Source organism: Elusimicrobiaceae bacterium (assembly GCA_028700325.1).
In the GTDB taxonomy this organism is placed as follows: Bacteria; Elusimicrobiota; Elusimicrobia; order Elusimicrobiales; family Elusimicrobiaceae; genus JAQVSV01.
This window is the reverse complement of record JAQVSV010000058.1, coordinates 1-13101: the sequence shown is the minus strand read 5'-3', so window position 1 is coordinate 13101 and position 13101 is coordinate 1. Positions and strand designations below refer to the sequence as shown.

Genomic DNA, 13101 nt, shown 5'->3' with positions numbered 1-13101 from the left:
GACGCTATCCGCAGTTCCAACGTCTGCGAGGGCGAGGCTGGCGCCATCACCCAGCATATCGGTGCGTATAAAGTGAACACGCCCAAGGGCGAGATCGTGTTTCTCGATACTCCCGGCCATGAAGCGTTCACCGCGATGCGCGCCAGAGGCGCGCAGGCGACCGACATAGTGGTGCTGGTAGTGTCGGCGGTGGATTCCGTGATGCAGCAGACCATCGAAGCCATAGATCATGCCAAAGCCGCGGGCGCGCCGATAATCGTGGCGGTCAACAAGATAGATCTGCCGGAAGCCAATCCCGACAAGGTCAAGCAGGATCTTGCCAATCACGGCCTTATTCCCGAGGAGTGGCAGGGCAAAACCATCTATGTCGAGATTTCAGCCAAGAAGCGGCTTCATATTGACAGGCTGCTTGAGATGATCGCGCTGCAGGCCGAGATAATGGACCTGAAAGCCAACCCGGACCGGCATGGCGTGGGCATCATTCTGGAAGCGCGGCGCGATTCCAAGCGCGGCGTGGTTGCCACGGTGCTTAACCAGAAAGGCGTCATGCGGGTGGGCGACCCGTTCGTGGTGGGTTCGGCGTACGGAAAAATCCGCGCGATGACTGACGAGCACGGCGTGCGCCATGACATGATTCCCCCCTCCACTCCGGTGGAGATACTGGGCATCAACGGCGAGCCGCCGGCTGTGGGCGACATCATGTATGTCGTGGAATCCGAAAAGGACGCGCGGCAGGTGGCCGACAAGCGCCGCCTGATCCAGCGCGAGGAAAATCTGGCGCACCGCAAGCATGTGTCGCTTCTGAGCCTGCGTGACCAGATGGAGAACCAGTCGCTCAAGACGCTCAATATCATCATCAAGGGCGACGTGCAGGGTTCCATTCAGGCCATCCGCGATTCGCTGGAGCGGCTCAGCACCGACGAAGTGGAGGTGAGCATCATCCATTCCGGGGCGGGCAACGTCAACGAGTCCGATATTCTGCTGGCGAAGGCGTCCAACGCGGTTATCTTCACGTTCCATGTTGATACCGACGCGGCGGCTCTGGCCGAAGCGGACCGGTCGGGCATAGAAGTCCGCAATTACCAGATTATATTCGAACTGCTGGAAGACGTGCGCGCCGCCATGGAAGGCATGCTGGAGCCGGAAGTGGTGGAGGAAGTGGTGGGCACGGCGGAAGTGCGCCAGAAATTCGATCTCAGCTCCGGCATTATCGCCGGATCCATAATCAAGAGCGGCACCATAACCCGCGGCAACGAAGTGCATGTTTACCGCGGCAAGGACAATATTCTGAACGCGAAAATCAGCGGCCTCAAGCGCTTCAAGGAAGACGTGCGCGAGGTAAAACTGGGTTTCGAGTGCGGTATCCTGATAGACGGGTATACCGCCATTGAACCGGGCGACGTCATTACCGCGTTCGTCAAAAAAACGATCACCAGACGGCTGAAAACGAATGACCGATAGGATCGCAAAACTGGAAGACCTCCTGCTCCGGGAAATCGCCGCTTATATGGCGAAAGCCCGGAGCGGGGGCATTCCCGGAATTGTGACGATAACCCATGTCAGGCTGGACAAGAATCTTCAGAGCGCGCGGGTGTTTTATTCGGTTATGGGCGGTTCGGTTGACCGGGATCTGACAGATAGAATACTCATGTCTTTGCGGCGCGATATGATAATGGGCCTGCGCAAGCGGCTGCATCTGAAACGCATCCCGTCGCTGAATTTTCAGTTTGATACCGGCCCCGCGCAAGCCGCCGCCGTGGAAACCGTTTTCGAGCGCATCCGCCGGGAAGGACAGTCCGCCGACCATGATTGCTCTGCCGGAGAATCTGAATAACGAACTGGAAAAAGCCGCCCGCGCGATCCGCGCCGGGCGCGACTTTTTCATTGCCGTGCACCGCAATCCGGACGGCGACTGCCTCGGGTGCGCCCTGGCGATGGCCTCTGTGCTCGGGCGGCTGGGCAAAACCTGCTTTCTTTACAGCGTAAGCCCGATACCTGAAAATCTGGGCTTTCTGCCCGGCATAGACCGGTTTACGGCGGACGCCGGCGTTCCCTCCGGCCGGCAGTTCGACACCGCGCTAATGATGGAATGCTCCGCACCCGCCCGGGCGGGCGCGGTGGAGGGCATTCTGGCCGCAACTGAAAACACGATCAATCTCGATCATCACAGCACTTTCGAGCCTTACGGCACGGTGAATGCCGTCGCGCCGGGTCTGTCGTCGGTTTCGGAACTGGCCGGCCGTCTGCAGACGGTTTTGCTTGGCCTGCCGTTTACCCGGGAAGAGGCCGACTGCTATTATACCGGCGTGGTTACGGATACGGGCCGGTTCCAGTATCCGTCAACCACGGCTTCCACGCACAGGTTCGCGGCGGAACTGATTGACGCCGGCGCAGATTTCGCGCGCATCAACCGGCTGGTTTACGGCGTGAAAGCCTATCCGGCGGTCAAGCTGCTGGGCCGCGCGCTGGAAAAGCTTTATCTGGCTGACGGAGGCAGAACCGCCGTCAGCGTGCTGGCGCTGGAGGATTTTGAGGATTGCGCCGCCCGGTCCCAGCATACCGAGGAAATAGTGAACTACGGGGTGATGATACCCGGAGTGCGGGTGTCGGTTCTGTTTCGGGAGGAGCCGGGCCGGATTACCGTCAATTTCCGGTCGTCCGGCGAGGTTGACGTGAGCGCGATCGCCGGTGAATTCGGCGGCGGCGGGCACCGCGCCGCGGCGGGCTGCAAACACAGCGGCGCCACGCTTGATGAGCTGATGGGGCGCATACTGCCCGCGATAGCGGCCCGCTACGGGCGGGAGTGATTTTTATGACAGAACAGCAAAGCGGCCAGATTTCGGGTTTTCTGCTGGTGGATAAACCCTCCGGCTGGACCTCTCATGATGTCGTGGCCGTTGCGCGCGGCAGGCTGAAAGTGCGCCGGATCGGGCATGCCGGCACGCTGGATCCCGCGGCCACGGGGCTTTTGGTTCTGCTGGTGGGCGCGGCGACGAAGAAACAGTCGGAATTTCAGCAGGGCGGGAAGGTATACAGCGGCGTGATGGCGCTCGGCGCGGAAACCGACACCTGGGACGCCGACGGCAGGATAACCGCCTCTTATCCGACCGGCGGGCTGGATCCGGCGGCTGTTTCCGCCAGCCTGACCGCCATGCAGGGCACTGTGAAGCAGACGGTGCCGCCCTATTCCGCAGTCAAGGTGAACGGCACGCCGCTTTACCGGCTGGCCCGCAGGGGCGAAGTTGTGGCGCCGGTTGAAAAGACGGTCAATATTTACAAATGGCGCGATGTTTCGGTGCGATTGCCTGAAGTTATGTTTACCGTGGAATGCGGCGGCGGCACCTATGTGCGCTCTCTGGCCTGGATGCTGGGGCGCGAGCTGGGCTGCGGCGGACACCTCAAGAGCCTGAGGCGGCTGAAGGTGGGCGAGTTTGCGGTGGAAGACGCGTTGCCCGGCGCGGATCTGAAAACCATGCCGCGCGAAGCGATCACGGCGCGGCTTCTGCAGCTTTGAAATCCGCCCGCGCGTTGTTTTAGGGCGGGCATGTTTTTCCGGAAAAATGAAAAATTTCATCACCATCGGCACAATGGACGGCGTGCATCTTGGCCATGCGGCGGTCATCGCGGAACTGGCCCGGCTTGCCCGCGCGCATTCCATGAAAAGCCTTGTCCTGTTTCTGGATTGTCCGCCCAAAGCCGTTTTGTCAGGCGATACCGGCCAGAGCATGATTACGCTGCCGGCGCAACGCCGCGAGCTGATTCTGCGCGCCGGAGCCGACCGCGCGGAGTGTCTGGAGTTTTCCGCCCGGTTCGCTTCCGTTTCACACGGGGAATTTTTCGAAACGCTTGTGGCGGAATATCAGATGGGCGGCCTGCTTATCGGGCGTGATTTCGCGTTCGGGCGGGAGCGCCTTGGCCACCTTGATTTTCTGCGCGCCGCCTGCGCCCGGCGCGATATCCCGCTCCGGATCATGGATTTCCGCCGGGCCGACGGGCACAAAATATCCTCCTCCATTATACGCAAACTGCTGGTTGAGGGTCATGTCGAACACGCCGCGCGGCTGCTGGGCCGCTGCTACAGCGTCGGCGGCACCGTCGTGCGCGGCAAGGGGCTGGGCCGCAGGCTCGGTTTTCCCACCGCCAACCTCGACGCGGGCCGTTTTAAAATTCTGCCGCGCGGAGTATACGCGGTCCGCGTTGCGCTGGAGGGCTGCGGGCGGGTTTACGGCGGCATGGCGAACGTGGGGTTCAGGCCTACGGTCAATACGCTGAGCGGCGCGCTTCCCCTGGTCGAGGTGCATATTCTGGATTTTTCCGGCGATCTTTACGGGCAAAACATTTCCGTCGAATTTGTCACCCGCCTGCGGCACGAGAAAAAATTCAAGGACGTTGCGGAACTGTCAGCGGCACTTGCCGCCGATGTCGAAGCCGCGCGGAGCGCGTTGGCGGAAACCGCGGCGCGGAAGCCGTAACCCGTTCGTTCTTCTCCCCGAACCGGGCGGGACTATATTTCCCATGCGGGTCCTTTGACTGCTGAATAGCCGGGCCTTTCGTTCCTTGCGGGCCGTATGTTTCCAGTATAAAATTCAGAGAGCTTTTCCAGTATGGAAGATATCGCCGGGAACCGTGAATTCCATAGCTGATACATGCCCGGCGAGCGGTTTTGTAAGATATCCGGCGGAGTGGCGTATGACTGAAGGATATTGCGGGCTGGTTCTGCCGCCCCATAGCATTTCCGAAATACGGCGGAACAGCGGCGGGGAAGGTGTAGAAATAAGGATAATGACAAGAATCCGGTCTGCCCGGTTTGCACAGTTAAATATGCGGAGTCTTTTCAGGAGAAGATTATGAGGAAGTTTCTAGCGTCGAGCATGTCGGTATGTCTTCTGTTCGGGCAGATTGCGCCGGTTTTCGCATCGGTTCCGGAAATGAAAGACGGAGCCGCGGTTTCTTCCGGGGCGGCTGATAAAACGGAAATGGTGGCGGTATCGTCCCCGGCTCCCAGCCTGGCCATGGGCGCGCCGCTTTCAAATCCGGATATAGCGGTTCTGCGTACCGCGTCGGCGCTGATTACGCCTGAAACGGGGCAGAAACTTGATCCCTATCTTGAAAAAGCCGGCAAGGACGGCGTGAAACTTTCGGAACGCGGGCAGAGGTTGCTGCTGCTTTCGCTGCTTACCGTCATGCCGGAGGATAACGCAAGGCTTAAAGCGCTTGCGACGGGCGGACAATCCGCCGGTGGCGCGGATTTTTTCCTGAGAGCGGCGGCGATGCTCGCGCCCTCCCTGAAGGGAGATGTTTCCGGGCTTGTGGAACGCGCCCCGTCGGGCGGGTTTGTCGTAACGGAAAAGGGACGAGGATTGCTTCTTCAGGTGCTGGCTGCGGGTGCGCGGCTGGACAAAACGCTTGTCCGGGACATGACCGAAGGCGTGGAAATCAAGAATTTTGAAATGCCCGCGCTGGTGGCCGCGGCGCGGTATCTTTCGCCAGAAAAGCCTGACTCTTTTTACCAGCGCAACGGCAAAGGCAGGGTGCGTTTGTCGGCCGCCGGGCGGCGCGCTTTGCTGCAATGGCTGGTGTCGGACCGCGCCGCCGGCACGGAGGCTGATGCCGTTTCTGCAAAGCGGCGTCTGCTGTCGGCGCTTGCCGGATATGCCGGATTAAGGGGTTCGCTGCCGAAAGTGCCGTCGCTGGGCGATATAGACAAGCCGGTCAGGCGAGCTCCGGCTTCCATCAGGTGGCCGGATTCGGCGGCCGGCGCCGTGAAAGCTGGCGTGGCGGCTGGTGTCGCGGCGGGGTATCTCAATTTTGCGCTGGCCGGAACCACCTATCTGCACGAGGCGGCGCATGTGGCGGCGGTGAAATCCATTGATCCTGCGGCGAAAACTTCAATAACCATCCAGCGCACTGAAAATCTCAAGGCGTTCGTGAAGAATCCATCGGCTGAAACGCTGTATGACGCGGTGACGATGCGCGGCCTTTCTGACGCGAAATCCGGCGGCGTTACCAAATGGAGTCCTACGGCAGATTATACAGACGCGCAGCGTGCCTATATCTCGGCTGCGGGCCCGGCGGTCGAGAGTGTGGTTGGAGCGGGCGAGTTCGCGGTCGGTTTCAAGTTAAGAAAAAAACACCCTGTCGCAGGCTATGCTCTTATGACGGCCGGCGTGATTACGGAGCTGTCGCCGGTCTGCTACGCGCTTAGCGCCTTGGACGAAACGCTGGCGGTCAAGTATATCGGAAGCGGAGCGGCTTCGTCGGGCAATATCGGCAGCACGCATGATTTTCTGAACATAGCGGCCCGCACCGGGATACCGACGATGGTTACGGCCACGGCTGTCGCATCCATTCTGCCCGCCACCGCGCTGGCGCTGTATGCGGGCGAGCTGATTTCTGAAAAGAAAAGCCGCCAGCACGCCGTGCTGGCGCGGCTGGTGAGCGACGGCAGGCTCGGTGAAACGGAACTCGACTCGCTTTTCGACGGTTATTCGCGCCGCCGGCAGCTTGAAACCGCCAAAACCGAACGCGAGATGCGCCGCGAAAGCGCGAAATTCCAGGATTACCTGCTGAAAGAAAAACGCGATCTTATAACCCGTAACCTTGATTTGGTGGACAAGCCCAGACGTCGTTCGTTCCGCGAGGTGATTCATGCCGAGACGGAGGCGTTCCGGGCGGAGTTCAGCAAAAACAAGACAGGCCTGATAATGAATGCCGCCGCCATGGGAAGCGGCATGGCATCCGGCGCGGCGGTCAATTTGTCCTCGCTGGGCATGACGGCGCTGGCCGGCGTGGCCGAGGTGCTGGTTCCGGGCGCGGCGGTAGTGGGCACGGCCGCGAATATTTACAATCTTGTCCGGGTCGGAAAGAACAGGAATATGGGCAAGGTTGACCGGAGTCTCGCTGTTGTCCAGGCGGTAAGCGGGATCGCCATGTCGGCGGGGATGGTGATTCCCGTGGCGGGCATGGCTGTCGTAGTGGCTGGAACTGTCGCGAACGTCAGCGCGACGGCGGCACGTTTCCTGTATAGCCGCTACGCGAAAATTCCTGTCACTCCTGCGTCTGCCCCGGAAGTCCGGCAGGCGTTCCTGGGCGGCGCTCCCGCCGGGCAGCCTGCGTGCTGAGCCGCGCGGTATTTTTAAATCGCGCGATTTTTTGCTATCATATCCATACCGCCACCGTAGCTCAGAGGTAGAGCGGACGTTTCATAAGCGTCATGTCATAGGTTCGAGTCCTATCGGTGGCAGTGCGACTTTCCAAAACGGCGTCTTTTGCAAGACGCCGTTTTTTCATTTGAACGGGCGCTTTTGCCCTATTGGCGTTAGCGGGCAAGAATGCATAATATTTTGTAATATATCTATTATGACAGAGATAGCGTATATTTCCGCCCTCTTCTTTTTTTCAGCCTGTGCGGGCATTATTGTGCGGGCGGCGGGCAAATTTGCCGGCAACGGCGGGTTCAGCCGGGCGGAGTCAAGGCCCTACGAATCAGGCTCGCCTTCAAAAGGGACCGCGCGGGTTAATATGCTGGCGGAATTTTATCCGGCGGCGCTGGTGTGCATGGCGCTGACGGCGGCGCTGGCGCCGGTGGCATTATGGTCGGCCCAGGCCCAAAAAACCGCGCCGGAAGGTTTTCTCGCCGCGGCGATGTTTCTGGGCGTCATCTGCATGTCGGGGCTGCTGGCTTATTATTCGGGGTTGTTTAAATCATGGCAGAACAGACAGCGGTAAAAACACCGTTTTCACCCGGCCCGCGCCGCTATTTTGTGGCGGGCGGCAACTGCTGTTCCCGGGCAGTGAAAGCGGCTTTGCGGGAAATGGGCGCCATGACCGCCGCATCGCCGAAACAGGCCGACGTGCTTGTCATAACGGGTCCGGTTAACAGGAAAATGCAGATTGTGCTTGAGCGCATCGCCGAGGAAATGCCCCGGCCCGCCATGATTGTGGCTATCGGCGACTGCGCGGTTTCAGGCGGGGTCTTCGGCAGGTCGCCCGCCTTCTCTGATATGAAAAGGGAACCGCTGACGCCGGGCAGGACGCTTGCCGCCTGCCCGCCAGCCGGCGACGCGCTTAAAGCGGCGCTGACGGAGGCGGCATGAGCGTCGGGCAGATTTTCGAGCGGCTGCGCGTTTTGGATAAAACAGTTCAACGCAAAACCGCGCCGGGCCTGGGTTTTGAGGTTTTTTCCGTATCGGGCCCGTTTGCGGCGCAGGGAGCCGTTCTTTTTGCGGAGCACGGTTTTACCGGGCTGGAGAGCCTGAATGTTTCCAACCGGTCCGGCGCGCCCGGGTTCGAACTGCTTTATGTGTTTTACAATCCCGCCGATAATCTGCGCGCCGCCATGCGGACCGAGGCGGATCACGCGGTTCAAAGCATAGTTTCAAGCCATCCCGCCTGCGCGCCGCATGAGCGGGAAGCGTATGACCTGTTCGGCGTTGAATTTTCCGGCATCGCGGACCGGGAGCGGATTTTTCAGCATTCCGACGCGCAGGGTTTTCCCCTGCGCGCCGCGGAAACCGTTTCCGCTGTCCAGAGTTGACTGATTTGAAAATCAAGGAGAGATGATTATGGGGTTTTGGAAAGAAGACGGTACGCCGGGCGGGATGGTCAATCCTCAGCAGATGCCTCCGCCGGCTCAATATCCGCCGCAGGCGCAGCAGCAGGTTCAGCAGCCGGCGCAGCAGCATGCCGTGCCGCAGCCGGGACAGCAGTCCGCACAGCAGCCTCTGCAGCAGCAGGTTTTCATTCCCACTCCGGCGTTTGCCCCTCAGTCCGGCACGAACGTCCCGTCTTTCGAGGAACGGTTTAACCAGCTGATGAAAAACGCGGTGCGCTCTCCGGCCATTGACCTGGCGATCCAGATAAGCGATCTTATTCTGGAACAGGCCATTATCGAACGGGCGAGCGACGTGCACCTCGAATACCAGGGGAAATCCCTGCGGGTGCGGTTCCGCATAGACGGCACGCTTCAGGATATCGCCAATATCACCAGCGACGAGAAACTGCCGATCAGCCAGCGCATCAGGGTGCTGGCCGGGTTCGACCCGGAAAGCGCGACCAAATTCCGCATGGAAGAGGGCCGTTTCCAGAAGATCATAGGCGGCCGCGTTATTCAGGTGCGCGTTTCCACTTTCCCCACCGTAAACGGCGAAAAACTGGTGCTGCGGATTTTGGACCGTACGCAGATGGGCCTTGATTTAAACCAGCTTGGCCTGACGCAGGAGGATATGGACACGCTCATCCGCGTCGCCCATAACCCTTATGGCATTTTTTACACCACCGGTTCGACCGGCGCGGGAAAAACCACCACGCTTTACGCCATGCTGCGCCAGCGCAACACTCCGATGGTCAATATAATCACGCTTGAAGATCCGGTCGAATACAGGCTGGAGGGCATCAATCAGGCCCAGATCAACCCCAAAACCGGGTTCGGCTGGCGCGAAGGATTGCTGACCATTCTGCGGCAGGATCCGGATATCGTGATGGTGGGCGAAATCCGCGATCATGAGTCCGCTGAAATCACGATGCGCGCCGCGCTGACCGGTCATCTGATTTTCACCACCATGCACACGATCAGCGCGCCGGGCGTGGTGGAGCGGCTGTTCGAGATGGGCACGCCGCATTTTCTGATCGCGTCCTCGCTGCTGGGCAGCCTGTCGCAGCGGCTGGTGAAGAAACTCTGCCCGCATTGCGCGCAGCCGGCGGAGCCGCCGTCGGAGAAGGCGGTCGCGGAATTTGTCGAAGGGCTGGATCCGGTGGAAGCCGAAGAGATAAAAAAGATAGTTACGCGGCAGGGCGCGCAGTTCAAGGTTGAAAAAGGCTGTCCCGCCTGCCGCAATACGGGTTATCTGGGCCGCACGGCGCTGTTTGAAATCATGATTATGAACGAAGAACTGCGCAAAGCGGTGCTTGCTCACGCTCCGACCGACGAGCTGAAACGCACCGCGGTTAAATCCGGCATGAAGACCTTGCTTATGGACGGCATTTACAAGGCTTCCTGCGGGCTTACCACGCTTAACGAAGTGCTGCGCGTAACCGCCACGATGAGCTAAATGCATCAGCCAGCCAACACCAGCCCGTTCAGCCTTTATCTCGGCCCCTGCGCGCCCGGCCCGGGCGGCGACTGGCGTATTGACCTGAAACTGGCGGGCGAAACGGTTGTTTCCGCGGAGCCGGAGCTGGGGCTGCTGTTCCGGTGCGCGGAAAAACTTTTCGAGTCGAATTCGTGGGAGCAGGGCGTTACGCTGGCGGAGCGGATCGGGTTTGAAAGTCCGCTTCATCACGCTTTGGTTTACTGCATGGCGGTCGAGAAAGCCGCCGGCGCCGTGGTGCCTCAGGAAACGGAAACGGTGCGCGGTGCGCTGTGCGAAGCGGAACGGATCGGGTCGCATCTGGGCGCGCTCCATAACGCCGCCGCCGCGGCCGGACATCCGGCTTCGCCGGTAATTCCCGGCTGGCGCGCCGGGCTTGACAGCCTGTTTCAGCTGTGGGGCAATCCCGCCGGGTTCGGCATAATGACACCGGGCGGATTGCGCGCGGCGGACGGAGATGTTCTGCATGCGGCAAAACGCTTTTGCGAGAGTTTGCGGCCGGGTCTGGCTGAAATCAGACGGATTTTTTTGAACGATCCGCTGTTCTGCGCCGCTCTGCGCGGCGCGGGCGCGCTTACGGCGGAGACGGCCCGCCGGGCGGGTCTTTCCGGAGTGAATCTGCGCTGCGCCGGCGAGACGGACGATGTCCGGTCGTCAGGCGGTTACGGCGGTTATGCGGCGGCCCGGTTTGCGCCGCTTGCCGGTGAACGGGGCGGGCAGGGCTGCGCGCTGGAACGCTTTTCGCTAAGAGTAAAGGAAATTGAGCAGTCGGTTTCGCTTATCGAGTCGGCCTGTCAGGCGGCTGATTCCGGCCGGATAAAAAAACCGGTTCCCGTATTTGCCGTGCCGGCGGGCGAAGGGTACGCCGTGTGCGAAGCTCCGCGCGGCAGGCTTGCCTGTTATGTGAAGTCGGGCGGAGGCAGCTATCCGCTGCGGGTGCATTTTACGCCGCCGTCTTTGAGCGCGGCATTCGCCTGCGGCGCGGTGCTGCCGGGCTGTGATTTTGAGCAGGCGGTTATGGCGGCCGTGTCGCTTGACGTGTCGGCTTCGGAGGCTGACCGATGAACCCGGCGCCAGCCCGGCTGCTGATAGCGTTGTGCGTCGCCGGCGCGGCGCTCTCCGCCGCCCGGTTTATCGGCGGAACGGGCTGGTATGTGAGCGCGCTGGCGGGCTGGGCCGGAAAGTCCGCTTACAGCGTTTTGATTTTTCAATCGCTGTACGCGCTGGGCGCGCTCGTGTGGAGCGCGGGGGTGCTTACGCTGCTGTATCCCTGGGAACAGCTTCTGGTGTTGCGGTTTTCCGGGTCCGGCGCATGCGTGCCGGGCGGAATATGGGGATTCTGGAAACAGCTTTTCCATCTTGTGAAGAAAGAGAACGCGCGTCCCGCTTCGCGGGACAGACTGGTTTTTGCGGCTGTGCCGGTTCTGTTCGCGGCGGCGGCGGTTACCGCGCTGGGCGCCGCGCCGCGTCTGTTCAATCCGGCGGAGCAAAGCGGTAACGGCGGCTTGTTCCTGCTGTGCGGGGCCGGGCTGCTGCCGGGCCTGCTGGCCGCCGCAGGCAACTGGTCGGCGCAGACGAAGCACGGCGTGCGGCTTGCCAACGCCGGGCTGACGGGCGTGTTCGTGATGGCGGTGCCGCTGCTGCTGTCCGTTCTGCCGCTTGCCATGCTTGCCGGAGGCGACAGCGCAAGCGCGCTGGCCCGCGCCCAGAACGGCGGGATTTTGCGCTGGTTTTTTTTCACGCCGGTTGCGGGGCAGCTGGCGTTTCTGCTTTTTTTGCTGTCTTCGGCGGGCCTGATGGGCCTGCGGCCGCTGGGCAGCGGCGACACCGCGCTGACGCCGGAATATTCCGGCTCCAATTACGCGCTCATGCAGGCGGGCCGGTGCGCGCAGCTGGCTTTTTTCAGCGCGTTATGCGGCGCGCTGTTTTTCGGAGCGGGCGCCGCGCCGTTTGAAGCGGCGCGGGTTCTGCCCGGCTGGTTCTGGTTTACAGTCAAGCTGTTCATGTGCGCCGGGCTGTATCTGTGGCTGGACGGCTCGTTCGCTCCGGCAGGCAGGCGGAACCTGGCGCGGCTGGTTTTTAAATTTATTGCGCCGCTTGCGGCGCTTAATTTGGTCGGCACGGGGGCGTATTTATGCCTGCGCTGATAACCGGAGCAAAACGGGCCGTTCTTGCGGTGTGTTCCGCTTTAAGCCGGGCGGTTCGCGCGCAGCTGCATGCGTGCGAGATCCGGCGGGCGTCCGGCGGCGGCGTTTGCCCGGAGCCGGAGAAAAAAACGGTTACTTGCAAGGAGCTTCGCTGAATTATGACCGAAAGCGCGCTTTTCTGGCTGCTGTCCGCGGGCTGCGTGGTTAGCGCGGCCGGTGCCGTGTTCTCAAACAAAACCGCCCACGCCGCGCTTTGGCTCGCCGCGCTTGCCATGTTTGCGGCGGGCCTGCTGGCGCTTGACGGGCTGCGCGCGCCGGCGGGCCTGATTTTTTTCGGGGCCGTCGCGGTGGCGGCGGGCAGTTTTGTATTTCCGGCAATGCTGACCGGGAAGGCCAGCGCTTCCGGTCCAGCCAATGAAAACCGGTATGCCGCGCTGGTGGTGCTAATCGCCGGGCTGGGCGGGTTGGCGGCGCTGCTTTCAAAATTGCCCGGCGGAGTTTCTCCACCCGCGCAGAATGGCGCGTTTTCCGAACTGTTTAACCAGCACGCGCCGGCGCTGGCGGCGGTCGCGCTGGCTTCGTTCGCGGCGGTGGCGGCGACAGCTTTTATAACGGCCTGCGCGGATAAAGGAGGCGGCGATGACTCTTTTTAACAGTCTTCTGGTTGCCGGCTGTGTGACGGCGCTGGGCGCGCTGGGCGCGCTGACGAGGCGCGGGCTGGCGCGTATCGTTTTGTCGTCTGGAGTGATGCTGTGCGGGTTGTGGATTGCGCTGGGCGCGGCGGGCCGGTTTCTGTATCCCGGCACCGCGCCCGCCATGCTGATAGCCCTGACAGCGGCTTTGGCGGGCGTTTTTGCCGCGCTGGG

Annotated in this window: 14 protein-coding genes and 1 tRNA gene; all 15 read left to right on the top strand. The window is 61.3% G+C overall.

The window, feature by feature from the left end; translation table 11 throughout:
• On the top strand, positions 1 to 1461 hold a 1461-nt coding region (infB, locus tag PHW69_07750; protein ID MDD4005078.1), incomplete at its 5' end, for a translation initiation factor IF-2.
• Positions 1451 to 1834 carry a ribosome-binding factor A gene (locus PHW69_07745; GenBank protein MDD4005077.1) on the top strand — a complete coding sequence of 128 codons (384 nt, stop codon included), beginning with the start codon at positions 1451 to 1453 and terminating at the stop codon, positions 1832 to 1834. The genes infB and PHW69_07745, both read left to right, overlap by 11 nt.
• Complete coding sequence (locus PHW69_07740) at positions 1806 to 2807, top strand: DHH family phosphoesterase (protein ID MDD4005076.1); 1002 nt, start codon at positions 1806 to 1808, stop codon at positions 2805 to 2807. The genes PHW69_07745 and PHW69_07740 overlap by 29 nt, the downstream gene beginning before the upstream one ends.
• Positions 2808 to 2812: 5 nt before the next feature.
• Positions 2813 to 3514, top strand: a complete 702-nt coding sequence (gene truB, locus PHW69_07735) for a tRNA pseudouridine(55) synthase TruB (GenBank protein MDD4005075.1) — start codon at positions 2813 to 2815, stop codon at positions 3512 to 3514.
• A gap of 46 nt (positions 3515 to 3560) precedes the next feature.
• On the top strand, positions 3561 to 4472 hold the full coding sequence (ribF, locus tag PHW69_07730; GenBank protein MDD4005074.1) for a riboflavin biosynthesis protein RibF: 912 nt from the start codon (positions 3561 to 3563) through the stop codon (positions 4470 to 4472).
• Between the two features lie 375 nt (positions 4473 to 4847).
• Positions 4848 to 7121 (top strand): hypothetical protein, encoded by a 2274-nt coding sequence (locus PHW69_07725; protein MDD4005073.1) that lies wholly within the window; start codon positions 4848 to 4850, stop codon positions 7119 to 7121.
• Between the two features lie 50 nt (positions 7122 to 7171).
• Positions 7172 to 7243 (top strand) — tRNA-Met (locus tag PHW69_07720).
• A gap of 116 nt (positions 7244 to 7359) precedes the next feature.
• A complete protein-coding gene (ndhC, locus tag PHW69_07715) occupies positions 7360 to 7728 on the top strand; it encodes an NADH-quinone oxidoreductase subunit A (protein ID MDD4005072.1) in 369 nt (122 codons plus the stop codon).
• Entirely contained in the window at positions 7707 to 8096 is a 390-nt protein-coding gene (locus PHW69_07710) for a hypothetical protein (GenBank protein ID MDD4005071.1), read from the top strand. Before ndhC ends, PHW69_07710 begins: the two co-directional genes overlap by 22 nt.
• Positions 8093 to 8536 carry an NADH-quinone oxidoreductase subunit C gene (locus tag PHW69_07705; protein MDD4005070.1) on the top strand — a complete coding sequence of 148 codons (444 nt, stop codon included), beginning with the start codon at positions 8093 to 8095 and terminating at the stop codon, positions 8534 to 8536. Before PHW69_07710 ends, PHW69_07705 begins: the two co-directional genes overlap by 4 nt.
• A 28-nt stretch (positions 8537 to 8564) precedes the next feature.
• On the top strand, positions 8565 to 10049 hold the full coding sequence (locus PHW69_07700; protein MDD4005069.1) for a GspE/PulE family protein: 1485 nt from the start codon (positions 8565 to 8567) through the stop codon (positions 10047 to 10049).
• Positions 10050 to 11153: a hypothetical protein gene (locus PHW69_07695; protein ID MDD4005068.1), complete on the top strand. Its 1104-nt coding sequence runs from the start codon at positions 10050 to 10052 to the stop codon at positions 11151 to 11153.
• On the top strand, positions 11150 to 12235 hold the full coding sequence (locus tag PHW69_07690) for an NADH-quinone oxidoreductase subunit H (protein MDD4005067.1): 1086 nt from the start codon (positions 11150 to 11152) through the stop codon (positions 12233 to 12235). Before PHW69_07695 ends, PHW69_07690 begins: the two co-directional genes overlap by 4 nt.
• Positions 12236 to 12393: 158 nt before the next feature.
• Entirely contained in the window at positions 12394 to 12888 is a 495-nt protein-coding gene (locus PHW69_07685; GenBank protein ID MDD4005066.1) for a hypothetical protein, read from the top strand.
• Positions 12875 to 13101 (top strand): hypothetical protein (locus PHW69_07680; GenBank protein ID MDD4005065.1); only part of this gene is annotated, 227 nt, incomplete at its 3' end. The genes PHW69_07685 and PHW69_07680, both read left to right, overlap by 14 nt.

Excerpts from the sequence above, each read along its gene's own strand:
- PHW69_07740 (MDD4005076.1), top strand. The coding sequence starts at position 1,806 with ATGATTGCTCTGCCGGAGAATCTGAATAACGAACTGGAAAAAGCCGCC.
- PHW69_07695 (MDD4005068.1), top strand. The coding sequence starts at position 10,050 with ATGCATCAGCCAGCCAACACCAGCCCGTTCAGCCTTTATCTCGGCCCC.
- PHW69_07710 (MDD4005071.1), top strand. The coding sequence starts at position 7,707 with ATGGCAGAACAGACAGCGGTAAAAACACCGTTTTCACCCGGCCCGCGC.
- PHW69_07725 (MDD4005073.1), top strand. The coding sequence starts at position 4,848 with ATGAGGAAGTTTCTAGCGTCGAGCATGTCGGTATGTCTTCTGTTCGGG.
- PHW69_07705 (MDD4005070.1), top strand. The coding sequence starts at position 8,093 with ATGAGCGTCGGGCAGATTTTCGAGCGGCTGCGCGTTTTGGATAAAACA.
- truB (MDD4005075.1), top strand. The coding sequence starts at position 2,813 with ATGACAGAACAGCAAAGCGGCCAGATTTCGGGTTTTCTGCTGGTGGAT.
- ndhC (MDD4005072.1), top strand. The coding sequence starts at position 7,360 with ATGACAGAGATAGCGTATATTTCCGCCCTCTTCTTTTTTTCAGCCTGT.
- ribF (MDD4005074.1), top strand. The coding sequence starts at position 3,561 with ATGAAAAATTTCATCACCATCGGCACAATGGACGGCGTGCATCTTGGC.
- PHW69_07690 (MDD4005067.1), top strand. The coding sequence starts at position 11,150 with ATGAACCCGGCGCCAGCCCGGCTGCTGATAGCGTTGTGCGTCGCCGGC.
- PHW69_07700 (MDD4005069.1), top strand. The coding sequence starts at position 8,565 with ATGGGGTTTTGGAAAGAAGACGGTACGCCGGGCGGGATGGTCAATCCT.
- PHW69_07685 (MDD4005066.1), top strand. The coding sequence starts at position 12,394 with ATGACCGAAAGCGCGCTTTTCTGGCTGCTGTCCGCGGGCTGCGTGGTT.
- PHW69_07745 (MDD4005077.1), top strand. The coding sequence starts at position 1,451 with ATGACCGATAGGATCGCAAAACTGGAAGACCTCCTGCTCCGGGAAATC.